The sequence below is a fragment of the Marinobacter maritimus genome (genome assembly GCF_007671675.1).
GTDB classification, from domain to species: Bacteria; Pseudomonadota; Gammaproteobacteria; order Pseudomonadales; family Oleiphilaceae; genus Marinobacter; species Marinobacter maritimus.
In genome coordinates this window covers 390827-414379 of the sequence record NZ_VCGW01000002.1, presented here as the reverse complement: position 1 = coordinate 414379, position 23553 = coordinate 390827, and the positions used below count along the sequence as shown (strand labels likewise).

19 protein-coding genes are annotated in these 23553 nt (G+C 55.7%); 7 read left to right on the top strand and 12 right to left on the bottom strand.

Annotated elements, in window-relative coordinates; translation table 11 throughout:
* Positions 1-123 precede the first annotated feature (123 nt).
* A complete protein-coding gene (locus tag FFI90_RS08980) occupies positions 124-2523 on the top strand; it encodes a phosphoketolase family protein (RefSeq protein ID WP_144777694.1) in 2400 nt (799 codons plus the stop codon).
* 3 nt (positions 2524-2526) lie between these two features.
* Here FFI90_RS08980 and FFI90_RS08975 read toward each other — a convergent pair whose 3' ends face one another.
* The 7 genes from FFI90_RS08975 to cysZ form a co-directional block, all read right to left on the bottom strand.
* Positions 2527-4269, bottom strand: coding sequence for an alkaline phosphatase D family protein (locus tag FFI90_RS08975; RefSeq protein WP_144777693.1), 1743 nt, complete (start codon positions 4267-4269; stop codon positions 2527-2529).
* A 263-nt stretch (positions 4270-4532) separates the two neighbouring features.
* Positions 4533-5108, bottom strand: coding sequence for a glutathione S-transferase family protein (locus tag FFI90_RS08970; protein ID WP_144777692.1), 576 nt, complete (start codon positions 5106-5108; stop codon positions 4533-4535).
* A gap of 151 nt (positions 5109-5259) precedes the next feature.
* Positions 5260-5466 carry a cold-shock protein gene (locus FFI90_RS08965; RefSeq protein WP_071265711.1) on the bottom strand — a complete coding sequence of 69 codons (207 nt, stop codon included), beginning with the start codon at positions 5464-5466 and terminating at the stop codon, positions 5260-5262.
* A gap of 235 nt (positions 5467-5701) precedes the next feature.
* Positions 5702-6082 (bottom strand): fluoride efflux transporter CrcB, encoded by a 381-nt coding sequence (gene crcB, locus FFI90_RS08960; protein WP_144777691.1) that lies wholly within the window; start codon positions 6080-6082, stop codon positions 5702-5704.
* A gap of 17 nt (positions 6083-6099) precedes the next feature.
* Positions 6100-8550: an acyl-CoA dehydrogenase gene (locus FFI90_RS08955; RefSeq protein ID WP_144777690.1), complete on the bottom strand. Its 2451-nt coding sequence runs from the start codon at positions 8548-8550 to the stop codon at positions 6100-6102.
* A 125-nt stretch (positions 8551-8675) separates the two neighbouring features.
* A complete protein-coding gene (gene rapA, locus FFI90_RS08950) occupies positions 8676-11561 on the bottom strand; it encodes an RNA polymerase-associated protein RapA (RefSeq protein WP_144777689.1) in 2886 nt (961 codons plus the stop codon).
* A gap of 16 nt (positions 11562-11577) precedes the next feature.
* Positions 11578-12327, bottom strand: coding sequence for a sulfate transporter CysZ (gene cysZ, locus FFI90_RS08945; RefSeq protein ID WP_144777688.1), 750 nt, complete (start codon positions 12325-12327; stop codon positions 11578-11580).
* Positions 12328-12424: 97 nt separating this feature from the next.
* Here cysZ and FFI90_RS08940 point away from each other — a divergent pair, with 97 nt between their 5' ends.
* The 6 genes from FFI90_RS08940 (at position 12425) to FFI90_RS08915 (ending at position 17943) form a co-directional block, all read left to right on the top strand.
* Positions 12425-12829, top strand: a complete 405-nt coding sequence (locus tag FFI90_RS08940; RefSeq protein WP_144777687.1) for a VanZ family protein — start codon at positions 12425-12427, stop codon at positions 12827-12829.
* 524 nt (positions 12830-13353) lie between these two features.
* Positions 13354-14457, top strand: a complete 1104-nt coding sequence (mnmH, locus tag FFI90_RS08935) for a tRNA 2-selenouridine(34) synthase MnmH (RefSeq protein ID WP_144777686.1) — start codon at positions 13354-13356, stop codon at positions 14455-14457.
* Between the two features lie 137 nt (positions 14458-14594).
* The gene (locus tag FFI90_RS08930) at positions 14595-15428 is read left to right on the top strand and encodes a mechanosensitive ion channel family protein (RefSeq protein WP_144777685.1); all 834 of its coding nucleotides are present in this window, start codon (positions 14595-14597) and stop codon (positions 15426-15428) included.
* Between the two features lie 171 nt (positions 15429-15599).
* Positions 15600-16154 carry an aminoacyl-tRNA deacylase gene (locus tag FFI90_RS08925; protein ID WP_144777684.1) on the top strand — a complete coding sequence of 185 codons (555 nt, stop codon included), beginning with the start codon at positions 15600-15602 and terminating at the stop codon, positions 16152-16154.
* Between the two features lie 85 nt (positions 16155-16239).
* On the top strand, positions 16240-17535 hold the full coding sequence (locus FFI90_RS08920; protein ID WP_144777683.1) for an FAD-dependent monooxygenase: 1296 nt from the start codon (positions 16240-16242) through the stop codon (positions 17533-17535).
* Positions 17536-17577: 42 nt separating this feature from the next.
* On the top strand, positions 17578-17943 hold the full coding sequence (locus FFI90_RS08915; RefSeq protein WP_144777682.1) for a histidine triad nucleotide-binding protein: 366 nt from the start codon (positions 17578-17580) through the stop codon (positions 17941-17943).
* Positions 17944-17971: 28 nt separating this feature from the next.
* On the opposite strand, the gene phoU is transcribed toward FFI90_RS08915, so the two are convergent.
* From phoU to FFI90_RS08890, 5 genes are all read right to left on the bottom strand, one after another.
* The gene (gene phoU / locus FFI90_RS08910) at positions 17972-18694 is read right to left on the bottom strand and encodes a phosphate signaling complex protein PhoU (RefSeq protein ID WP_144777681.1); all 723 of its coding nucleotides are present in this window, start codon (positions 18692-18694) and stop codon (positions 17972-17974) included.
* 32 nt (positions 18695-18726) lie between these two features.
* Positions 18727-19575, bottom strand: coding sequence for a phosphate ABC transporter ATP-binding protein PstB (pstB, locus tag FFI90_RS08905; protein WP_246123457.1), 849 nt, complete (start codon positions 19573-19575; stop codon positions 18727-18729).
* A gap of 64 nt (positions 19576-19639) precedes the next feature.
* Positions 19640-20917, bottom strand: a complete 1278-nt coding sequence (gene pstA / locus FFI90_RS08900; protein WP_144777679.1) for a phosphate ABC transporter permease PstA — start codon at positions 20915-20917, stop codon at positions 19640-19642.
* Entirely contained in the window at positions 20910-22298 is a 1389-nt protein-coding gene (pstC, locus tag FFI90_RS08895; protein WP_144777678.1) for a phosphate ABC transporter permease subunit PstC, read from the bottom strand. The genes pstA and pstC overlap by 8 nt, the downstream gene beginning before the upstream one ends.
* A gap of 46 nt (positions 22299-22344) precedes the next feature.
* Positions 22345-23394 (bottom strand): substrate-binding domain-containing protein, encoded by a 1050-nt coding sequence (locus FFI90_RS08890; protein WP_425463093.1) that lies wholly within the window; start codon positions 23392-23394, stop codon positions 22345-22347.
* Between the last annotated feature and the right edge of the window lie 159 nt (positions 23395-23553).

Here is a 23553-nt window from a genome sequence, read left to right as displayed (position 1 = left end):
TCATAAAAAGTGTTCACAAACTGCGTTTGGTGTCAGAAGCAGGTCTGACTGACCTGTATCAAACGATTTTCGGGCTGCGTGTCTTAAAATCGCATTCAAATAATCAAGCCGTGGAGGCACGCCATGTCATCACCCACTTCGCCATCAACGGCTTGCCCTGAGTATGAACTCTGGCGCCGCGGCTATGGCGTGATCCAGCACACCGCTACCACCTGCGATCACGTACAGGCGCTCGCTTCACGCCTTGTGGCTGCCGGGCTTCAACCCGATACTGCAACCGTCTATCGCAAACTGGCAGATCTCGACCGGCTGACCAGCGCGGGTCTGTGGCTGGTTGTGCACATGACTTATGCCACACGCGTTGACAGCTCTGGCGCCCCGCTGGCGGCACGGGATTTCAAAAGCAACCCTGAAGGCCATACCGGCGGAGCACTGAATATGGTGCCCGCTTACGCGGCATACATGGCTCTCAATAACCTGACCGGGCGAACCCGAAGCTGGCTGATGGGCCAGGGGCATTGCGTGGCAGCCATCGACGCGCTGAACGTACTGACCGGTAATCTGCTCCCGGAACAGCATGAACGTTATACAGGAACAGGCGGGCTGTCACGAATGGTAGCGGATTTTTACAGCTACCAGCAAAAACCGGACGGCAGTATGGCGGCGCCATTGGGTAGTCACGTGAACCCATACACGGCGGGCGGCATTATCGAGGGCGGTTATCTGGGCTTTGCAGAACTCCAGTACGCCCATATGCCATTGCCTGGTGAGTCACTGGTAGCGTTTCTTTCTGACGGCGCCGCTGAAGAGCAACGCGGTAGCGACTGGATCCCCCGCTGGTGGCGGGCGGCCGACTGTGGTCTGGTAACGCCGATCATGATTGCCAACGGTCGCCGCATTGAACAGCGCACCGAGCTGGGTACACGGGAAGGGCTCGAACGCTTCGAGGCGCATCTGGCAGCCCGGGGCTTTGATCCCTTCCGGTTTGATGGCCACGACCCGGCGGCGTTTGTGTGCGCCCTGACTGAAATGGAGCTCTCTCTTCAATATCGGGGCGACCGTGCGCTGGAAGGCGAACAGGATTACCCGATTCGTATTCCCTATGGCATTGCGGAAACCGTCAAAGGCTTTGGTTTTTACGGCGCAGGCCTGAACTCTGCCCATAACCTGCCGCTGCCGGGGAACCCGCGGATGGATGTGCGCTCCCGGGAGCTGTTTCAGGAACATGCCGCTCGCCTATGGGTCGATCCGGAAGAACTTGCACACAGCGTGCTGAACCTGAAGGAACACGAACAGCAGGCTCGCCCTCTGGAGCGCGACCACCCACTGGCAAAACGCAATCCGCCAGACATCGTTATTCCAGCCATTCCCGCGCGCCACGATCCGGTTTCCCCGATGCTGGCAGTGGATAGCTTTTTCCGGGCTCTTGTTGCGCAAAACCCTGACCTCCGGGCCCGAGTGGGCAACCCTGACGAGCTCGCGAGCAATCGCCTGACCGGTGTTCTGGAAGATCTCAAGCATCGGGCGAACGACCCCGAAAACTCATCGGAATCGGTGCACGGAAAAATCATCACCGTGCTCAACGAAGAAGCCGTTGTATCCGCCTGTCTGGCGAACAAGGCAGGGCTCAACCTGGTTGCGAGCTACGAAGCCTTCTGCGTAAAAATGCTTGGCGCCATCCGGCAGGAACTCATTTTCTCACGCCACCAGAAAGCCGTTGGTCGCCCGGCGCGCTGGCTGGGCATGCCGGTTATTGCCACTTCCCATACCTGGGAAAACGGCAAAAACGAACAGTCCCACCAGGACACAACTTTCTGTGAAAGCCTGCTGGGAGAAATGGGCGATGTGTCGCGGGTCATCTTCCCTGCTGACTACAACAGTACCCTGGCAGTTCTCCCATCAGTTTTCACGGGGCGAGGAAAAATCAGTTGCATGGTCATTCCAAAAAGGGAACGGCCTTGCGTTTTTGATACTCACGAAGCGGAAGCGCTTGCCCGGCAGGGCGCATTGGTGGTTGACGAGGATACGTCCGGAGGAGAGCCAATATTGCTCATTGCAAACGGCGCCTACCAGCTATCCGAGGCGATTCGCGCCTGCGAGCGCCTGCGCGAAACCGGCACGTCGTTCCGCCTGGTCTACCTACAGGAGCCGGGGCGTTTCCGCGAGCCAAGGGACACTCTGGAAGCGAAAAGTTGCATGTCCGTGTTTGAGCGCGAGCGCCTGTTACCGAATCGACTGCACCGCAGAGTCGCGCTCACACACATGCGACCTGAAGTATTCCGCGGACATCTTCACCCGCTATTCCCGGATCCGGGCCGAAGCAGAGTCCTCGGCTATGTCAACCGGGGCGGCACACTGAACGAGGCCGGTATGCTGTTTACCAACCGTTGTTCCTGGGCCCACGCTCTGGCGGCCTGCGCCAGTGTTCTGGACAAGCCTCCCGGAGAGTGGCTGTCCAGCGCCGAACTGGCCGCAGTGGAGGGCCGCGGTGACCCAACCCTGATCACCCGCGGCCTGCGCTGACAATCAGACGGGCGCCGGCTCCACACGCCGGTTGCCTGCACCAGGCCGGACGATGCGGCTCTCGCTGCGCGCCGTGTCGATGGCGTAGTCCCGGGATTTGATGGTATCAACGAAATACCAGTCGGCCCGGGCTTCCTGGGCTGTAAAAGTCACCACCATATAACCGCGCTGATTGATATTCAGATAGTCCAGATCATCCACCAGAAGGCCGATTCCCTGCTCGGCGCCAGCAATCTGGTTCTCTGGCAGCTCGAGATACTCTTCAAGGCCCGGCGAAGAAACCGACGATGCTGCGAACTCCACGCCAATCTGGTCGCCATTAATATCTTTCAGGTTGTTAGCCCAAGCGTTATGTGTGTCGCCGGCCAGTACCACAAGATTCTTGTTCAACTGCTTTGCGGTGCCCAAGACCACTTCGCGCTCATACTGGTAACCGTCCCACGCATCAAGGTTGTATGGGGCAACGGTGTTTATCCGAGCCAACTCTGTTGGTGTCAGGGAGGGGTCATTTTGCAGCTGCCTATACTTGAGTGCTGCAAGCTCCCCAAGTTGTTGGGGCAAACCGTTAAAGTCCTCTGTTGCAATTTTGACGAGCAACTCTGCCGGCAGGTTCATTCGCCCCATCAGTATTTGCTGCCCCAACACTTGCCAGGTAGCTGAGGAATACCCCATCGAGGCTTGCAGCCAGAGCAGCTGCTCTGCTCCGAGTAAAGTACGGTTCGTACTTCCGACATCGGCTATGAAACGGGCCTGATCCAGCCCGGTGGCCGTGAAATAGTCCAGATAGTCCAGTTGCTCATCCCGGCCCATATGGCGGGTGTCCAACATATGCAGGGCCACCAGGTCGCCAAACTGGAAAGTGCGGAAAATAGCTTCATCGTTGCCCTCGATCACCGGGCGAATAGGCATCCACTCAAAGTACGCCTGCAACGCCTCAAGCTTCCGCGTGCCATAATCGCCTTCACCATCATTATGGTTGCTGGCGCCATTTTCCCAGGCATCGTTGGCTATCTCATGGTCATCCCAGACCACGATGAACGGTACTTTGCTATGCAGGGTCTGTAGATCGCTATCGCCCCGATAGATGCCGTAGCGGCGCCGGTAATCATTAAGCCTGATCAGCTCAAGGTTGTTGTCCGCAGGGAATGTACGCCCCAGCGCAGCCGCGTCTGCTGCGCCATAGCTGCCAGCCTCACTGCTGTATTCGTAAATATAGTCACCCAGATGCACGACTGCATCCAGATCATCGCGCTTACTGATTTCACGATAGACGTTGAAATAGCCCGCCGGGTAATTGGCGCAAGAAACCACCGCCAACCGCACAGAGTCGACGCTACCTTCGGGTAAGGTCAGGGTTGTGCCGACGACCGACTGGCTGTCGGACGTATGGAACCGGTAGTAGTAGGTTTGACCTGCGGAAAGGCGCCGCACATCGACTTTGATCGTAAAATCGTGTGCCCTTCTAGCGTCTGCAGTGCCGGAATGAACAAGGTTCTCAAACTCCCTGTCTGTTGCGACCTCCCAAGCGACGCTCACGGCTTTATCAAGATCTTTATCTGGCACCACTCGAGTCCAGAGAACGACACCGTCCGCCAGAGGGTCGCCACTGGCAACCCCATGGGTAAACGTCGTTGAGCGCTTGTCATCACTGTCCAGTACACAGCCAGCCAGGCCTGTAGAGATGACCACCGCACCCATACCCATGGCGGACGCTTTCAAGAAATCCCGTCTCGTCAGTCTTTTCATTATTCTTTTCCCTGTAAATTCCCGGTATCAGGCAATCGTCGCCCGAAACATTGCAGCGTGCACCTTAAAGGCGCCTGCGTAGAAATTAGTCCGCTCAGGTCAAAAACGCACTGCCAAATTACGACAACACGATGTCCAATTGCGACAAACTATCCGTTGGGAGAAGGGTATTCAGACAGGAAAAGCTGGAAAGAGTAGGGATTAACGACAACTACCGCATGACAAGGTACCCGGAAAACCGGGCACCTTCGGGCATATCGCGCTTATGAATTACGCGGATCTGTTTCGGCAACCCAGGGGTTGGTTTTCCGGCTGTCCCGGAAGGCAAGCAGGCTCTCGATACCGGCGAAGTGAACCAGATCACGAAATTCCAGCCAGTCCACCAGGCAATAGAGGCACATTGCCGGGTAGTTCCAATCTTCAAACTGACCGTCTTCCACCTGCGCGGCGAGCGTGCGCATGGTGGTCATGATGCGCTCGCGCTGCAAATCAAAAAACAATACGCCCGGGGTGTCTACATCCAGCCCGGAGCGTTTGGCCAGAAGCAGAATGACGGCTGAGTCGTTGGCGCCATCAATCAGGGTGAGCTGGTTCTGCTGATCCCAGGTAAGTGGGTCTTTGCCTTGCTTGGCGCTGATATAACGGGAAATAATTCGGGAGTCGTAGATTTCCTGACCATCGTTTTCCAGAACCGGTATTTTAAGCGCCGGATTGGTCCGCCTGATTTCATCCCGGTCTGCGCCGTAAATATCGAGATTAACGAAGTCGTAACGCTCTTCGTCCAGCAAAATTCGGATGCGCCGAACATAGGGCGAGGTACTCGATCCAATCAGCTTCATAAGCTCTCCGGTTGTTTAACCCAGTAATACTCAGTGTCCGGCTGAAATGTATCACATCAAGGCCCCGGCGCATGAAATTAACAGGTCCATTCCAACAAAAAAAGGCAGCCGAAGCTGCCTTTTTGGCGGTTACTACTCTATCCGAACGGGATTAGAGAGGAGTAACGTTCTCCGCCTGAGGACCTTTCTGGCCCTGGGTAACGGTGAACTCAACTTGCTGGCCTTCGGCCAGAGTCTTGAAACCGCTGCCCTGAATAGCGCTGTAATGAACAAAAACGTCCGGGCCGCCTTCACGAGTGATAAAGCCAAAGCCTTTTGCTTCGTTGAAGAACTTAACAGTACCGGTAGTAGTAGACATACTTAAACTTCCTGAAATCAATCATATTATCTGCTGCCATTCACTGAATGTGGCTGGTCAGCGTTTTACGGAAATACAGAACTCGCGGAATCAAAAACAGGACGGTCACTACTAACTGCGGAGTACGTCTTATTCATGAAATGCTTTACTGAATCTTTCCTTCCAAAACACTCTACTACTGAATAACCGGCTTGCCAAGTAGATTTGAAACAAATCCTGTACGTAAAGTTACCAGTCAGCCCTTCACAAGACCAAAGAAGTAAATACCCAACGCCGTCATCAGAATGGAGCCAAGGACATGAACCAGAATACCGGTTACCGCCATGGCCCATTTACCCTCTTGAATCGCAGCAAACATCTCAAGGGAAAACGTGGAGAAGGTTGTCAGGGCACCGCACAGACCGGTGATGGCAAACAGGCGCCACTCGGGCGCCAGCGCACTGGAATGACTGAAATACCCGATCAGCAACCCAACCAGCCAACCTCCTCCGAGATTGGCTGCAAGCGTTCCCAGGGGAATGGCGTGATAGCTTGTATTCAGCCATAGCCCCAACAACCAGCGCAGATTGGCGCCGAGAACGGCGCCAGCGCTAACGGCAAGGATCGATAGCCACATGTTCGCCAATCACCATTTTATGCCGGGTTGTGATCAATCAACGTTTCCTTGTTCCGGGCAAACTCGTCAAACGGAAAGTCGTCTACACTCAGCATTTCCAGAACAACAACTTCATACTCGCGCATGAATTCAGCTTCTTCCCTGGTGTATATCCCCGCTTCCAGCGCCGCTTCGAAGCGCTCTTCCGGGTGCAGTGCGGTCATTGGCAATTCGCCTTTGGCGTAGGCTTTGGTTGCTTTGCGGTAGAGTTGCTCGGCTTTGTCATAGTCTTTCAGCAGATCATTATAACGAGCCACGGGGTTTTCTACATCGCCTTCACCTTCTGTGGTCCAGGTGCTAGCAAGCAGCTTGTGACGGATAGGCGTATCTGTCGAGATAAACCGCGCAAGCTTGCGCGCCTGATCGTCATGGGGATTACCCCAACTCCGGCCCAGAGGTAGGGTAACTGCGCGCAGAATCAAAGCAACCGCGCGATTCGGCAGATTTTGCAGGAAGCCATCCAGCGCTTCTTCTGTGCGATGCAACAACAAGCCAAGGCTGTACTGCATCACTTCTTTTTCACCTTCCACCGGCTGGGTTTCGTGCCAGTTCTTGAGAACCATGGAGGCCAGATACAGGTTGGACAGCATATCGCCGAGACGAGCAGATATCAGCTCACGCATTTTTAACTCGCTGCCAAGCGTGGTCATGGCCGCATCCGAGCAAAGACCGAAAGCAGCACTGAAGCGTGCAACTGCCTGGGCGTATTTGCGGCTGGCGCTGTCAAACGGTACGTCTGCGCAACCGAGACCAAGCCCCTGAGTGAACGCACGTGCAGCATTCCCGAAAATCAGGCCTGCATGGCCGAAGAAGGCATCGTCAAATGCATGAATGTCGTCGTTATCTTTCGCAGCCAGTTCTTTCAGCACGTAAGGATGACAACGGATAGCGCCCTGGCCGAATATCATCAGGCTGCGGGTCATGATATTTGCACCCTCTACCGTAATGGATACCGCAGCACCGCTGTAGCCAATACCTAGATAGTTACGTGGGCCTAGCGTCACTGTTTTACCACCGTGAACATCCATGGCGTCCGTCAGGATTTCACGCTGGAATTCGGTCAGGTGATACTTGAGGATGGCTGATGGGACAGCGGGTTTCTCGCCCTTGTCGATCATGTTTGCAGTGTGGTTAACCGCAGATTGTGCAATATAGGTTTTTGCGGCGATGCGGGCCAAAGGCTCCTGCACACCTTCCATATCCGCCACCGGGGTGTTGAACTGTCGACGGATGCGGGTGAAACCACCCGCAGTGCCAACGGCGTAAGCGGCAGAACCCGCCGCGCCGGAGGGCAAGGTGATACAGCGGCCGACAGAGAGACACTCAACCAGCATACGCCAGCCCTGGCCGGCCATTTCCATGCCGCCAATAATGTAATCCAGCGGGATAAAAACATCTTTCCCAATGATCGGACCGTTCAGGAATGGGCTACCGATGGGGCAATGACGGCGGCCAATTTCCATACCCTTGGTATCGCGGGGTATCAGTGCACAGGTAATGCCATAGTCTTCGGTATCGCCGAGCAGGCCGTCCGGGTCAAACATACGGAACGCCAAACCAACCACGGTTGCGATGGGCGCAAGCGTAATCCAGCGCTTTTCAAAATCGAGCTTGATACCAACCACTTCCTTGCCGTCGATCATACGCTTGCACACAATGCCGGCATCCGGCAATGAGGTGGCGTCTGAGCCCGCACGGGGGCCGGTCAAACCAAAGCAGGGAATTTCGCGACCATCAGCCAGGCGCGGCAAATAGTGATTCTTCTGTTCATCAGTACCGTACTTGAGCAGCAATTCACCGGGACCGAGAGAGTTGGGTACGCCTACTGAAACCATGAGCATTTCATTGGCTGCAATTTTCTGCAGTACCGCCGTCTGAGCCTTGGCGGAGAAACCCAACCCACCGTACTCTTTCGGGATAATCATCCCGAAAAACTTTTCTTTCTTGAGGAAATCCCAAAGTTCTTTCGGAAGATCGGCGCGCTCGACAGCAATATCCCAGGCATCGCACATGGATATGGCCTGAACGCATTGATTGTCCACAAACGCCTGCTCTTCTTCGCTCAAACCGGTATGGCGGTTGATCAGCAGGTTGTGCCAGTCGGGCCGGCCGGTAAACAGTTCGCCGTCCCAGCCTACCGTGCCCGCTTCAAGGGCTACCTTCTCGGTATCAGAGACTTTCGGGGCAACCTTTTTAAACATGGCGAAGACACGTGGCGTGAGCCAGTTCTGGCGCAACCCCGGCAATCCGGCCGCAGCCGTAATAGCGGCGCCGATAAAGAGAACCAGGGCCAGCCATCCGGATGCAAACATCATCGACAGCAAGCCAACCACAATCATCACACCAATAGCCGGCTTGGCACCGGATTCACGTCGCATGACCACCAGCAAGGCTGTCAGCGCCACCAGAAACAGGATAAAAGTCATCATAAGCTCTCTCTGTCATCCATGGTTTGAAACTTCAAATACTTACGTTTACGGTATCTCATCGGATGAATACTGGCTAGCGAGCGCAGCAGCTCCCAACGGTTAACCGTTTCACAGAATGCACATTCTCAGGCCGTGACAATAACCCGGATACCTTCCAGCGCCAGACTGGCGCGCCCGATTGCTTCACGGGCGGCGTCCAGCTGGTTTCGGAAGTAGTCAATTTCATCTTCGCGAATAGCCGGGTTTACTTTTTTCAGGGCTTCCAGCCTGCGAATTTCCGGCTCAAAGTTTGCCTCTAACTGCGCCAGTGCCTTTTGCTTCATAGGCTCCAGATGCGGTGCAGACAGTTGTTCAACATGGTCCACCATGGTTTCGACCTGAGGCCGGATCTGCGGCACAACTGCCTGCGCGGTGCGCCGGCGAATGTTCGAACAAAGATCGTTCAGGCGATCATGGGGCAATGCTGCGGAAAGCTCTTTGCCGTTCACATCGACCAACAGCCGCAGAGGCGAGACCGGTAGATAGCGGGTCAACTGCAGCGCTTCCGGGGCCGGACAATGCACGGTAAACAGGGCCTCCATCAGCAAAGTACCCGGTGGCAGGGCCTTGACCGACAGGCTGGCCAGCGCTGCCTTGCCCAACCCGGAGCTGGTCACCGAGTCCATCACACCGGTTACCATCGGGTGCTCCCAGCTCATGAACGCAATGTCTTCGCGCTCCAGCGCATGCTGTCGATCCCAGGTGACGGTTACCCCGTCTTCCGGCAGCTCCGCAACGTGGCCGGCCTGGTACTGCTCTCCGGGGCGCAGAATATCGGCGTATTCCGAGTGATCCTCCACTTCCACGCCAAGAATATCGAAGGCTTCCATCATGTAATCGCGTACCTGAACAGAGCTCTCTTCCTCCTCAATACCGGCAATCAGCGTATCGGCTATATCGCGGCGACAGGAGTTGAGCTCGATCAGTGCGTCCCGGCCGTTCTGTAGCAGCGTTTTCAACCTGCCGGCCTCGGTGGCAGACGCCTCAACGAGACCATCCAGCACGGAGGTATCGCCGGCCAGAGCACTTTCCCACTGCTCGCTGACCTTTTCCTGCACCGCCACGCCGACGGCACAGCTTTCGGAAAACGCATTCAGCCCTTCCTGGAACCAGCGGTACTGAACCTCCTGCGCGGTATTGCGAAGATAGGGGATATGGATATCAATGGTTTCAGTCTGCCCAATCCGGTCAAGCCGCCCAATACGCTGCTCAAGCAAGTCCGGGTTAGCCGGCAAATCAAACAGCACCAGGTGGTGCGCGAACTGGAAATTGCGGCCTTCGCTGCCAATCTCCGAGCAAATAAGCGCTTGGGCACCCTGTTCATCGTCGGCAAAGTAGGCGGCGGCGCGGTCACGCTCCACGAGGCTCAAGTGCTCATGGAATGCAGCGCTGCGAATGCCTGCCCGGAGTTGAAGATAGCTCTCCAATGCCATAGCGGTTTCAGCCATGGCACAGATGACCACGACTTTGGCGGGCCGCAGTCCTGCCAGATTTTTCTCCAGCCAGGCAACTCTCGGGTCATCCGCGAGCCATTGTTCCTCCGGTACGGACTGCTCTGGCGCCAACCCCGGGTAACCAAATTCCTGGCCCTGATACATGGCGGGACAGTCCAGGGGCGCGGCATTGGCACGTCGCTCGGGGAAGCCTTGAATCGCCGCCCGGGTATTACGGAACAGAACGCGCCCTGTGCCGTGACGGTCGAGTAATGCATCAATGATAGGCTGCCGCGGCGAATCCCCCTTCAGCAACTGCGCCAACTCGCTGCCCAGCCAGGCTTCCAGCGCATTGCGATCTTCCTCAAGGATATCCGATCCTTCATCCTGCAGGCGCCGCACGACGCCGTTAATCGCTTCGTACTGCTGCTCTTCTTCCTGAAACGCCTGCAAGTCGTGAAAGCGCGCGGGGTCGAGTAGCCGGAGGCGAGCAAAGTGGCTGGCTACACCCACCTGCTCCGGCGTTGCCGTGAGCAATAACAGCCCTTCGCTGGTTGCCGAAAGCTCCTCCACTATCTGGTATTCGGGGCTGACACTTTCTGTACTCCAGGCCAGATGGTGCGCTTCATCTACAATCATCAGGTCCCAGCCGGCACTCAAGACATCCTTCCGGGCTTTCTCACTGTTCACCAGAAAATCAAGGCTGCAAAGCACCAACTGGTCGCTTTCAAAGGGGTTAACAGAGGAGTCACCCCCAAAGATGTGGTCCATCAGAGCATCGACATCGTCTTCGCTGTCTTTCAGGGCGTCGTAACGGCTTTGGTCAACAATCGAAAATCGCAGATTGAAACGCCGGAGCATTTCAACAAGCCATTGATGTATAAGAGAATCTGGCACCACAATCAAGGCTCGCCGGGCTCGCCCTGTCTGCAGTTGATAGTGCAGAATAAGACCTGCTTCGATGGTTTTACCCAAACCAACTTCGTCTGCCAGGAGCACTCGTGGCGCATGACGTTTGGCCACTTCGTGAGCAATGTAGATCTGGTGCTGCAAGTGTTGAGTGCGGGCACCAATCAGGCCCCGGGCGGGAGAGGCCCGCAACCTGTCCATGTGTTGCACTGTCGCAAACCGAAGGCGGAAGGCACCGTTACGATCAAACTGCCCGGCGAAAAGGCGCTGATGGGGTGCAGAAAAATTAACGGAGCCGGCGAGTTTTACCTCGGATATCTGCTCAAGGTCCCCCTCAGGTTGCTCGCCATCTTCTCTGTCAGCATCGGCGTGATACAGCAGCACGCCACCAATGTCCTCGACAGCGCGCACACGATACTTTGCACCGTCGAAGGTCTCGATTTCCTCGCCAATCTGGTAAACGATGCGAGAAAGCGGTGCATTGTCAATGGCGTAGGTGCGTTCTTCGTCAGCTGCAGGGAACCCCAGGGTTACCCGGCGGCCGGAAATATCTGTGACTATGCCCAAGCCCAGCGACGTATCACTGTGACTTACCCAGCGCTGGCCAATAACAAATTCCGATGCGTCCAAAAAGCCTCCCGACTTATTAATTTCGTGTTGCGCCGTTCTCGCGCACCCAATAAGCGGTCGCGCCACAAACAGCGGCAGGGACCACAACAAGATTCAGAACCGGCACCATGGCAGCCAGTGCCACCGGCAGCCCGAAGCCCAACGCAGACAGTCTGGTATCGCCTAGCAGCTGACGCAGTGCCTTGAAGCTCACTTTGTGATTGTCTGCGGGGTAGTCAACATACTGCAGTGCCATCATCCAGCTGTTGAATAAAAACCACAGCACTGCAGCAACAAGGTTAACCACCGGGATCAAACCGATAATAAACAGGCCAATGGCCCGCGGCAGGTAATAAACAATTTTCTGCACTTCGCGCCAGAGTGACCGGGGGATGTCTTTTACGATAGTCGCCCAGCCGTCGTCCGGGCTGACTTCCTGGCCGGTAAGGTGCTTCTCGGTGAGCTCCGCAAGGTAACCGTAAAACGGGGAACCAATCAGATTTGCAACAATCACAAAACCGAAAGCCAGCATAAGCAGAATCACGGCGCCATAAAGGATCCAGAACAGCCAGTCCAGCGCCTGCAACCAGGCCCAATCGGGCAGCCAGGACATCGCAGTGGCAATCAGGATGCCAAACAGTTCACCCATGAAGTAGAACAGCAGTCCAAAGAGGAGAACATTGATCACAAGCGGAATGACAACAAACAACCTCAGGCCGGGTTGGCGTATCAGGCGGAAACCCTCCCCCAAGTAGCCCAGGCCACGAAAAAAATTTCCTCTGAGCATCGCCGTATAATCCTCCGCTTCAATGACAGTGACGGGGCGCAAAGCATATCATGTTGAAAACCTTCACACAGCCAGAGAACTCTGACGGATTTCACCAATGGCAACACTGAAACATCAACTGACAACCTTGCTGCACTTCCGGCCCTTGTGGCGCTTTGCGCTTCTGATATCGGTGGTCGCTATTGGTTTTCTGGCAACGACCAGCAGCAACTATCCCATACCGTCCGCCCCTAGCGACAAAGTGAACCACCTGATTGCGTTTATCGAGCTCACCATTCTTACCCGGTTGGCCTGGCCGGAGCTGCGCAGTATCTGGTATGCGCCGGCCCTTCTGGCATTTGGGCTGGGCATAGAGATTGTGCAGGCCAACCTGCCGTACCGGGATTTCTCTCTGGCAGACGTGGCCGCCGACGGCGCAGGAATACTGATTGGCCTCCTGCCGTGGCCGGGCTTACGTAAAGTCGCCAGAAAAGACTTGAGAGATTCGCCCGGATCCGTGTGAGACATATCGCACATTGCTGTGAGATCTTGTAGTGATTTAACGTACGCGGCAGCGATTAACGCCGCTCGTCAAACCCTAATACCCTGATACTATTAACCTTTATTAATCTCAGAAAAATGACGCGCCATGCAGACGTGCATGGTTCCCACGTTTCCGTATCACCGGTTGGTATAGTGATTTCGTCAAGGATGACAGGGAAAAGGACGACGCACCGGATGCACCCCGGCAAGGAATGCAGGGAGAAGCAGGAATACAGGGATATCTGGCTTAAGGGATAACTATTCGGATCGCTGGCTAGGAAGCCGGCACCACGGAGTGGGCCAAGGATTCGCGACAGGGCTGTAGCACTCAGCGCAAGGATGCGCCGACCTGTTCCGGTAAAGGGCAGCCTCAGGGTTGCCCTTTTTTATTCCGGATTTTCCTTGAATTTCTGCGCAGTCTCCCCTGAAATCAAGTCCACAAAGCAGGGAAACCTCGCATCCGTTATACTGCCGCCTTATTCTGGCAAGCGATTGAGCCCTGAAATGGCAAGCAGACCCGATACCGAAGACTACCTTTCCCTGTTCCTGAATGATGCACCCCTGCTGGATGTACGAGCACCAGTAGAATTCGCCAAAGGTAGCTTCCCGGCGGCAGAAAATGCTCCGCTGATGAACGACGAAGAGCGGCACCGGATAGGCATCTGTTACAAGGAAAAAGGTCAGGATGAAGCAATCCGGCTGGGCCATCAGCTGGTTTGCGGTGACATCAAGGCCCAACGTATTGAAGCCTGGAAGCGGTTTATAGCGCGCCATCCCGAAGGCTATCTGTTCTGTTTTCGCGGCGGCTTGCGATCCAGACTTACGCAGCAGTGGATCCGGGATGCGGGTATTGACTTCCCCCTCGTCAAAGGCGGCTACAAAGCTCTGCGCCGATTCCTGATCGACAGTCTCGACAACCTCGTTGAATCCGGCGATTTCCGCATCCTCAGCGGGCGTACAGGAACCGGCAAAACCCGTGTATTGCAGCAACTCCCGAACCCGGTTGATCTGGAAGGACTGGCAAACCACAGGGGCTCCAGCTTCGGGCGTCAGGTAACACCCCAGCCATCACAGATTGATTTCGAAAACCGTCTTGCTGTCGCCATGCTGAAGGCCCGTCATTTAAAGAATGGACCCGTTTATCTGGAAGATGAAAGCCGCCTGGTTGGTCGCTGTGCCATGCCGGATGCGATGAAAGAGCGAATGGCCCAGGCACCCCTGCTTATTCTTGAACAGTCACTGGAAGATCGCACGCGCATTATCCGCGAAGACTATGTAGAGGCGATGTCAGCAGATTACATCAACCGTGATGGTGAGGAAGCTGGCTGGCTGAACTTCCGTGACTACCTTCTCGAGGCTTTGGGACGCATAAGCAAGCGCCTGGGTGGTGAGCGCTACAGCCAGCTGCGCAGCGTTATGGAACAGGCGCTGAAGGAACAGGAGCGCAATGGCGATGTCCACGCCCACGACGCCTGGATTCAACCTCTGCTGCAGGACTATTACGACCCGATGTATGATTATCAGCTCAGCAAGAAGCAGGGGCAAATACTTGTCCGTGGCGGCACAGATGCGGTCATCGGGTGGGCCAGTGACAATGCCTTTGCGTAGACAGTACTTACCTTAATAGTGGCTCTGATGTACCCACATCATTTTGTCTGCTATACAGGCCTTGAACACACCCTGCCGCTCCAGAGTTATACTGACGGCTTGATAAATAAGAAACAGGAATTGACAAGGAAACCCTTATGGAAGATTTACTAAGCGCTGACGGGCGCGCCGCTGAATATATCGACCAGGCCATTGCGCTGGTCATGACCTATGCCCCGAAAGTTTTGTTGGCCATCATCACGCTGATTATCGGTCTGTGGCTGATCAATCGCTTTGTGGGAGTACTGGACGCAAAGCTTGGCAAGAAAGATCCGACGCTGAACAAATTCCTGTGTGGACTGATTGGCGCCATTCTCAAGATCCTTCTGCTGATCTCTGTCGCCTCTATGGTTGGCATTGCCACCACTTCCTTTATTGCCATTATCGGTGCTGCAGGTTTGGCTGTTGGTCTCGCACTTCAGGGCAGCCTTGGGAACTTCGCGGGCGGCGTACTGATTCTGATTTTCAAGCCGTTCAAGGTAGGTGATGTTATCGAGGCGCAGGGGTTCCTGGGTTCCGTAATCGAAATCTCCATTCTGTATACCATCGTTAACACCTTTGACAACCGTCGGATTGTGATACCAAACGGTGATCTCTCCAACTCAAGTCTGACCAACCTCAGCGCCTACGACACACGTCGTTGCGACATGAAATTCGGGATCGGGTACAGCGACGACATCGACAAGGCGAAGAGTATTTGCAAACGCCTTATCGAAGAAGATGAGCGCGCACTCACGGATCCGGAGCCACTGATTGTGGTGGGGGGTCTGGGTGAAAGTTCTGTTGACCTTACCGTTCGCGCATGGACAAAATCCGGAGACCTGTGGCCGTTTTACTGGGACATGCAGGAGCGCGTGAAAAAAGCGTTTGATGCCGAAGGTATCTCCATTCCCTTTCCTCAGCGCGATGTACACATGTACAAAACCGAGTGAGATAGCAATCGGTATCGAGTAGATACAACCCGTTACTCGCAAACTGCTAAACCTCAGCTAAGCTGACGATAATGGTGGGGCGTGACAGCCCCGCCAGAACGTCGCCGGAGCAGACCAGACACTGCGCCAACCGCTCCGGATTGCTGTCATTGCTGGTAGGAGGCCGTCACTGTGCCGATACAGCAGTTGAAAGAATTTCTTGATGAGGCAAATGTTGAATACATGAGCCTCACTCACCCTCCCGCGTTCACCGCTCAGCAGCTTGCTCACCACGTAAAAATTGCGGGTGACAAGGTCGTCAAAACCGTCATTATCGAACTCGATGGAAAAATGGCCATGCTGGTCATGCCCGCAACCTGGCGTGTTCGCTGGGAGAGCCTTTCGCGCATTCTGGATACCGACTTTGTCGACCTTGCCGACGAGCAGGAGTTTCAGGATCGCTTCCCGGATTGTGAAGTCGGCGCCATGCCGCCCTTCGGCAACCTGTTCGGAATGACCGTGTACTGCGCCGAGCCGCTGACAGAACAGCCGGAACTCGCCTTTGCCGCAGGCAGCCATACCGAAACCCTGCACATGAAAACCCGGGATTTCCTGAACCTGGTTCAGCCCATGGTGCTTCACCGGGGCTTCATCAAGCCCGGGGCACAGAAGCCTGCCTGGCTGACAAAAAACCGACGCCAGCCCGGAGAATCATCTGAACAACAGGTATCCGGCATGATAGGTTGATCATGATTTCATAACCGGCTTGACTCCGGTCGCTTGTCTGATCCTTGCCATCGCGTAAACTGTGGGCATCAGACAGGAATCCGATATGACTCAAGCTTTTGATATTGTGATTGTCGGCGCCGGCATGGTCGGCGCCGCACTTGCCACCGGCCTCGGACGGGAGGGCTTCAGTGTCGCGATGGTTGATCGCGCCCCTGCGCCCAAATTCGACCCGGGCTCAGCCCCCGATATTCGCGTATCAGCTCTGAGCGCAGGCAGCGAGCGTTACCTGCAGAGCCTGGGCGCCTGGGATCACATCCTCAACATGCGCGCAACGCCCTATCGCCGCCTCGCAGTGTGGGACGAAACCCGACACCCCCTGAGCAACCTGCTGCCGAAAACGTCAAACCAGGTGGTGTTCGATGCCGCCGGGCTGAACACCTCTCACCTTGGTCATATTGTTGAAAACTCAGTAACCCAGCAGGGCCTTTGGCATGCGGCGAAAGCAGAACCCTCGGTTACCATACTGGCCGGCAATGGCGTCACTGGCATTAACCAGACAGGTGAGCAGGCAAGAGTTGCGCTTGAGAACGGCGAGGAACTGACCGCCATGCTGGTTATTGGCGCCGACGGTGCGCAGTCGCGAGTGCGGGACATGGCCGGCATTGGCGTTACCCGCAACCAGTACGGCCAACAGGCCATGGTTATTTCCGTGCGTTACCAGGGGCCGGTGCAAGACATCACCTGGCAAGGATTTTACCCCTCTGGCCCCAGAGCCTTCCTGCCGTTATACAGCGCAGGCTCAGATCACCCCGGAGAAAGCCGCGCTTCGCTGGTATGGTACGACTCGCCAGAAGAAATCGCCCGCCTTAAAAGCCTGAGCAATGAAGCACTGATAACGGCAATACAGCAGAGCTTTCCAACCGAGCTGCCGCACCTTACCCATATTGAAGATCGCGCCAGCTTTCCCATCGCCCGCCAGCACGCCAAACACTACTCGGTGGGTCGCATTGTACTTGTGGGGGACGCCGCCCATACCATTAATCCGTTGGCGGGACAGGGCGTAAACCTTGGTTTTCAGGATGCCCAGTGCCTGCAAAGCTTTCTGAAAGAGGCAAGGCGGGCAGGCAAAGATCTGGCCGAAGCCTCAGTACTGGCCAGCTATGAACAACAGCGGCGCCCGGCGAACCGGCGCATGATGTACGCCATGGATGCCTTCTATCACCTGTTCAGCAACCGGATTCCGCCGCTTCATCTGCTTCGGAATCTCGGTCTGGGCACCGCCCGCGCTCTGCCCTTTGCCCGGAACCGGGTGGCACGCTATGCCATGGGCATCGACGATGAGCTGCCAGCTGTTGTCCGGCAGCTGGCAGCCCGGCTGCCGGGCCTGAACCAGCTTTAAGTGTCTGAACAATCAAACCACAACAAATAAGAGGAAATCAGGATGTCCGAAACCATTTTCACCAAAATCATCAACCGCGAAATCCCGGCGGATATCATTTATGAAGACGATATCAGTCTGGCTTTTCGCGATATCAATCCGCAGGCGCCGGTGCACTTGCTGATCATCCCGAAAAAAATGATCGCGACCATTAATGACATCGAAGAGATGGATCGCGAGCTGGTTGGCCACCTTTACTGGGTAGCGGCCAAGCTCGCGAAAGAGATGGGCTTTGCCGACGACGGCTATCGCACCGTGATGAACTGCGGCGAAAACTCCGGTCAGACCGTGTTCCACATTCATCTTCATCTGCTGGCTGGCAAGCCGTTCGGTTGGCCGCCTTATACCGATAAAATGAAACAGGCCTGAGTGGTCGGGGGCAAAGATCAAGTGGGGCCTAGCGCCCCACAACCCGCTCCGCTTCTTCCATTGGTGTGTGGCGTACATCTTCACCCTTGACCATAAAGATCACGTTCTCGGCAATGTTGCAGGCGTGATCGCCTACCCTCTCCAGCGCCCGCAGAACCCACATCACCGACATACAGCGGGGGATATTTCGGGGGTCTTCCATCATGAAGGTAAGCAGAGTGCGGGCGGCAGCCTGATATTCCTCATCCACTCGTTTGTCTTCCTTCATGACTCGCAGAGCCTGTTCGGAATCCAGTCTCGCAAAGGCATCCAGCGAGTCGTGGAGCATGCCCATCACATGGGCACCGATATTGCGCACTTCCACATAGCCTTGGGGCGCCTGTCCTTCCTCGGTGAGCTTGATCGCAAACTTGGCAATCTTTTTGGCTTCGTCGCCCACCCGCTCCAGATCCGCCACCATCCGAATCACTGAAATCACCAGCCGCAGATCCCGGGCGGTGGGCTGGCGACGAGCGATGATGAGCATAGCTTCCTCGTCAATATCCATCTCCATCCGGTCCACCATCTTGTCTTTGGCCCGGATTTCTTCGGCCAGATACCCATCCCCGTCAATCAACGCCTTTACGGCGCTGTCGATCTGGGTTTCCACCAGGCCACCCATTTTCAGGAAACGGGTTTTCAGGGCCAAAAGCTCATCGTTGAATCGGTTGGAGATATGATCTCCGTATACGTCGTCTTTTTTCGCAACCATGGTGTTTCTCTCCCCTGTTCTTTGCACCCGGATCAGCCAAAACGACCGGTAATATAGGATTCCGTCAGTTCATGTTCCGGCATGGTAAATACCTTGCTCGTGTCGTTTACTTCCACAAGATGCCCCAGGTGGAAGTACGCAGTGCGGTTGGAAACCCGCGCGGCCTGCTGCATGGAATGAGTCACGATCACAATGGTGTAGCTCTCGGATAACTCGGCAATCAGCTCCTCAATTCGCGCTGTCGCAATGGGATCCAACGCCGAACAAGGCTCATCCATCAGCACCACTTCCGGGCTGACGGCGATGGCTCTGGCGATACACAGCCGCTGCTGCTGGCCACCGGACATTCCGGTGGCCATAGCATCAAGGCGATCCTTGGCCTCATTCCAAAGGCCGGCCTTGCGCAGGCTGTTTTCCACGATATCGTCCAGATCCGACTTGCGGTTGGCCAGGCCATGAATACGGGGGCCGTAGGCGACGTTATCGTAGATAGATTTCGGGAACGGATTCGGCTTCTGGAACACCATGCCCACACGGGCCCGTAGCTCCACCACGTCACGTTTGGAGTCATAAATATCCTGGCCGTCCAGCTGCAGCGAACCTTTTATCCGGCAGCTATCAATGCTGTCGTTCATCCGGTTCAGGCAGCGCAAAAAGGTTGATTTGCCACACCCCGAAGGCCCGATAAACGCAATAACCTCATTGCGGGCAATATCCAGGCTGATGTTTTTAATGGCCGGAGTTTCACCGTAAAACACTTCCACGTTCCGCAGCTGGAACTTGGGATCATCCGAAAGCGGAACACCGACGGTTTTGCCTTCTTCAATTACCGTATCTGCCGGGCGCTCAATCGGAGCTTTTTTCGGGTCTGCTTCAGGCATATCTGACTCTTTGATAGCTGTTGGATTCATAGTGCTCGAAATTGCGCTCATAAGTGTTGCCTCTTTACCAACGGCGCTCAAGGCGCTTACGCAGCCATATGGCGAACGCATTCATGGTGATCAGGAAGGCGAGCAGAACCATAATGCCGGCGGAGGCCAGCTCCACGAAGCCCTGCTCGGCACTGCCGGCCCAGATGAAAATCTGCACGGGCAATACGGTGGCGGAACTGAAGAACCCGTCAGGAATCTCGACAATGAAGGCCACCATACCAATCAGCAACAAAGGCGCAGTTTCGCCCAGCGCCTGCGCCATGCCGATAATGGAACCGGTCAGCATACCGGGCATGGCCAGGGGCAACACGTGATGCAGGACCACCTGCATTTTTGAAGCGCCTATACCCTCTGCCGCCTCGCGGATCGACGGCGGCACACTCTTGATCGCCGCACGGCTCGAGATAATGATGGTGGGCAGTGTCATCAGCGCCAGCACCAGGCCACCCACTACCGGCACCGACCGTGGCATACCGAACAGGCCGATAAACACCGCCAGCCCGAGCAACCCGAAGATGATGGAGGGCACTGCAGCAAGGTTGTTGATGTTAACCTCAATAAAGTCCGTAAGGCGGTTACTGGGTGCAAATTCCTCAAGATAAACCGCCGCAGCTACACCCACCGGGAAGGCGATAACCAGTGTGATGCCCATGGTCAGCAAAGAGCCGATCAAAGCGCCCAGAATGCCGGCGTTAGAGGGCTCCCGGGAGTCGCCACTGGTGAAAAACACATCGTTGAAACCCGTATCGACAACGCCTTTTCCAAGCAGTTCGTCCGTCCAGCGCTGCTGCTGCTCTGTCAGGCGTATGGAGTACCCGGGGTCGCCCGCATGCTTTACGTAAACCGACACCGTATCGTGGGCCGGAAACTCAATGGTGCGAGTGCTGCCCAGCCAATCCGGATTCTCCATCAGCAGATCACGCACCTGATTGCTGGCGTAGCTGCCTGTCATCCGGCTGAGCTCACGCTTATCCGCCCGGCTCGTAGCCTGTGGGAAATACCCTTGCAAGGCCTTGATGATAGGCGCCTGAAAGTCCGCCATGGCGACCTGCTCCGGATCCGAGGCGTCGTTCAGGTACATCAGCTCCCCATCCAGGTGCACCTCAAGGGTAACCGTGGTTTTGATGAAGCCTGTGTACCCCTTGCTGACAATGTCGGTAAACAGGATCACCAGCGAGAACAACGCAATCGAAATAGCGGCTATGCCATAAAAGCGGAAGCGACGTTCCTTGCGATAGCGACGCTTGAGTGAGCGGCGGACAAGCTCCGCCTGTGAGCCTGGGTTAGTCATATTGTTCCCTGTATTTACGCACAACTTTCAGTGCGATCACGTTCAGCAGCAGCGTTACGATGAAGAGCATCATGCCCAGTGCGAATGCAGCCAGCGTCTTGGCGCTGTCGAATTCCTGGTCACCAGTGAGCAGGGTGACAATCTGTACCGTGACGGTGGTCACCGAATCCAGAGGATTGGCGGTCAGGTTTGCAGCCAGGCCGGCGGCCATAACCACAATCATGGTTTCGCCAATCGCGCGGGATGCGGCAAGCAGGATGCCGCCCATAATGCCGGGCAGCGCCGCCGGAAAAATCACGTTCTTCATGGTTTCAGACTGGGTGGCGCCCAGCGCCAGAGAACCGTCCCGAAGGGCGCGCGGAACCGCGTTGATCACGTCGTCCGACAGCGATGACACAAACGGGATAATCATGATGCCCATCACCAGTCCGGCCGCCAGTGCGCTCTGGGAGGAGGCCTCAAGGCCGAGCATAAGAGCCAGATCACGGATGAACGGCGCTACCGTGAGCGCTGCAAAAAAACCATAAACCACGGTGGGCACGCCTGCCAGCATTTCCAGCAGGGGCTTGACCACCGCGCGAACCGGCCTGCTGGCATATTCGGAAAGATACACCGCCGACAGCAGGCCCACCGGCACAGCAATCAACAGGGCAATCGCAGAAATCATCAGAGTGCCGGTAAACAGCGGGATAATGCCGAACGCGCCCTCAGACCCTATCTGATCCGCCCGAAGTGCGGTTTGCGGACTCCAACTGGTACCAAACAGAAACTCGCTCATCGGCACCTTGCCAAAGAAACGGACGGTTTCAAAAATAACCGAGAAAACAATACCGATGGTGGTGAGAATCGCAACGGCGGCGCACACAAAAAACAGGCGCTGCAGCGTACGCTCCACACTTTTGCGAGCGTTGATGTGCGGTGCTACTCGTGTCCAGGCGAAAGCGCCGCCAAGAACAGCAATAAGAATCACCAGTAACGCTTTGAAGCGGCTGCTTTGCTCACGCAGCTCCTGCAACAACGCCGCCGCGCCCGATATGCCATCCGGAACCATAGCCGGGTCCAGTTTGCCGGCGGCCAGATTACTGATCTGGGAAAGCGTCAGGCTGGCGTGCCCCGCCGATTGCGGTGCCAACTCTGCGGGCAAGGAGGCCATCACAACGTCCTGAATGACTTTGCCTTCAAAGGCTGCCCAGGTGCCCAATATAATCAGCGCCGGGATTGCGCACCAAAGTGCGGCTCTGGCGGCATAGTAAGCCGGCAGAGCCTTGAGGTTACGAATGCCGCCCAATGGCGCTGCCACAGCCCGGGAGCGCATATAAGCGAACCCGTAAGCCACTGCGGCAAGCACCAGAACCAGGGGCAATAAATCAGCTGTCTGCATTACTATCTCCTCGATTCATTGCCCCTTCTCCTTCCCCGCTCGGGGATTAAAGCTCATTACCCGTCATTGGCTTGAGTTCCCTGACCGCTTTCGCTGTCTCCATGCGTACACTGCGGGGGTTCGGGATCAGCCCAACATCTACCAGGTAGCCGTTGTCGCCCCAGGCACCTTCGCTGGTGAACTCCTTGGCATACTCCTGGACACCCGGAACAACCCCGGCGTGAGCATTTTTGATATAGAAAAACAGGGAGCGGGCCACCGGGTATTGCTCATCGGCAATCGTATCCGGGGTGGGCTCTACACCGTTAATGGTTGAGGCCTGAATTTCACCGCTGTTTTCCATCAGAAAGCTGTAACCGAAGATACCCAGCGTGTCTTTGTCCTGGGCAAGGCGCTGAACGATCAGATTATCGTTTTCGCCGGCTTCAACAAACGCGCCGTCTTCACGCATGTTGTGGCAAACACCGCGCATTTCTTTCTTTTCCATTGCCTTGATGAACCCAAAGGTCTTACAACCACCTTCCATCGCGATTTCAACAAAGGCGTCACGGGTACCGGATGTAGGAGGCGGCCCCATCACTTGAATGTCTTTGCCAGGCAAGCTGGAATCGATATCGCTCCATTTCTCGTAAGGGTTAGCAACGAGCTTGTCACCGCCTTTGGGATCCGGAACGTCCTTGGCCAGAGCCAGGAATACTTGACGCAGGCTCAGGTTCATCTGGTCAGCTTCCCTGGAGTTGGCGATTACAATGCCATCAGCGCCGATTTTTACTTCGGTAATGGCCTCGACACCGTTGTTCTGGCACATCGCGAACTCACTGGATTTCATCCGGCGGGAAGCGTTGGTGATGTCCGGATGCTGAGTACCAATGCCGGCACAAAACAGCTTGAAGCCACCGCCCGATCCGGTTGATTCAAGCTTGGGGGTCGGGAAGTCAGAGTTGCGACCGAAGCGTTCGGCTACAACTGTGGCGAAGGGGTACACCGTAGACGAACCCACAACGTTCACCGTGTCACGGGCAGCGGCGGGGGCAGAAACCATGGATAAGCTGCCGGTCAGGGCAACGATAGCAATAGCTGAATTCGTTTTAATCACGTTGAATCTCCATCAGTCACTTATGTTGTGTACAGCACCGGTTTACTGATGGGTGAAGGCTAAATGTTCTGTGTGACATCTTTGTTACACCGCCTGAAATATTCTATATAAGCTCCGAATAAACTTGCAGCCCCGAGCTGGGCCGTTAACATGCTAGGA

Excerpts from the sequence above, each read along its gene's own strand:
- FFI90_RS08980 (WP_144777694.1), top strand. The coding sequence starts at position 124 with ATGTCATCACCCACTTCGCCATCAACGGCTTGCCCTGAGTATGAACTC.
- FFI90_RS08975 (WP_144777693.1), bottom strand. The coding sequence starts at position 4,269 with ATGAAAAGACTGACGAGACGGGATTTCTTGAAAGCGTCCGCCATGGGT.
- FFI90_RS08970 (WP_144777692.1), bottom strand. The coding sequence starts at position 5,108 with ATGAAGCTGATTGGATCGAGTACCTCGCCCTATGTTCGGCGCATCCGA.
- FFI90_RS08965 (WP_071265711.1), bottom strand. The coding sequence starts at position 5,466 with ATGTCTACTACTACCGGTACTGTTAAGTTCTTCAACGAAGCAAAAGGC.
- crcB (WP_144777691.1), bottom strand. The coding sequence starts at position 6,082 with ATGTGGCTATCGATCCTTGCCGTTAGCGCTGGCGCCGTTCTCGGCGCC.
- FFI90_RS08955 (WP_144777690.1), bottom strand. The coding sequence starts at position 8,550 with ATGATGACTTTTATCCTGTTTCTGGTGGCGCTGACAGCCTTGCTGGTG.
- cysZ (WP_144777688.1), bottom strand. The coding sequence starts at position 12,327 with ATGCTCAGAGGAAATTTTTTTCGTGGCCTGGGCTACTTGGGGGAGGGT.
- FFI90_RS08940 (WP_144777687.1), top strand. The coding sequence starts at position 12,425 with ATGGCAACACTGAAACATCAACTGACAACCTTGCTGCACTTCCGGCCC.
- mnmH (WP_144777686.1), top strand. The coding sequence starts at position 13,354 with ATGGCAAGCAGACCCGATACCGAAGACTACCTTTCCCTGTTCCTGAAT.
- FFI90_RS08930 (WP_144777685.1), top strand. The coding sequence starts at position 14,595 with ATGGAAGATTTACTAAGCGCTGACGGGCGCGCCGCTGAATATATCGAC.
- FFI90_RS08920 (WP_144777683.1), top strand. The coding sequence starts at position 16,240 with ATGACTCAAGCTTTTGATATTGTGATTGTCGGCGCCGGCATGGTCGGC.
- FFI90_RS08915 (WP_144777682.1), top strand. The coding sequence starts at position 17,578 with ATGTCCGAAACCATTTTCACCAAAATCATCAACCGCGAAATCCCGGCG.
- phoU (WP_144777681.1), bottom strand. The coding sequence starts at position 18,694 with ATGGTTGCGAAAAAAGACGACGTATACGGAGATCATATCTCCAACCGA.
- pstB (WP_246123457.1), bottom strand. The coding sequence starts at position 19,575 with ATGCCTGAAGCAGACCCGAAAAAAGCTCCGATTGAGCGCCCGGCAGAT.
- pstA (WP_144777679.1), bottom strand. The coding sequence starts at position 20,917 with ATGACTAACCCAGGCTCACAGGCGGAGCTTGTCCGCCGCTCACTCAAG.
- pstC (WP_144777678.1), bottom strand. The coding sequence starts at position 22,298 with ATGCAGACAGCTGATTTATTGCCCCTGGTTCTGGTGCTTGCCGCAGTG.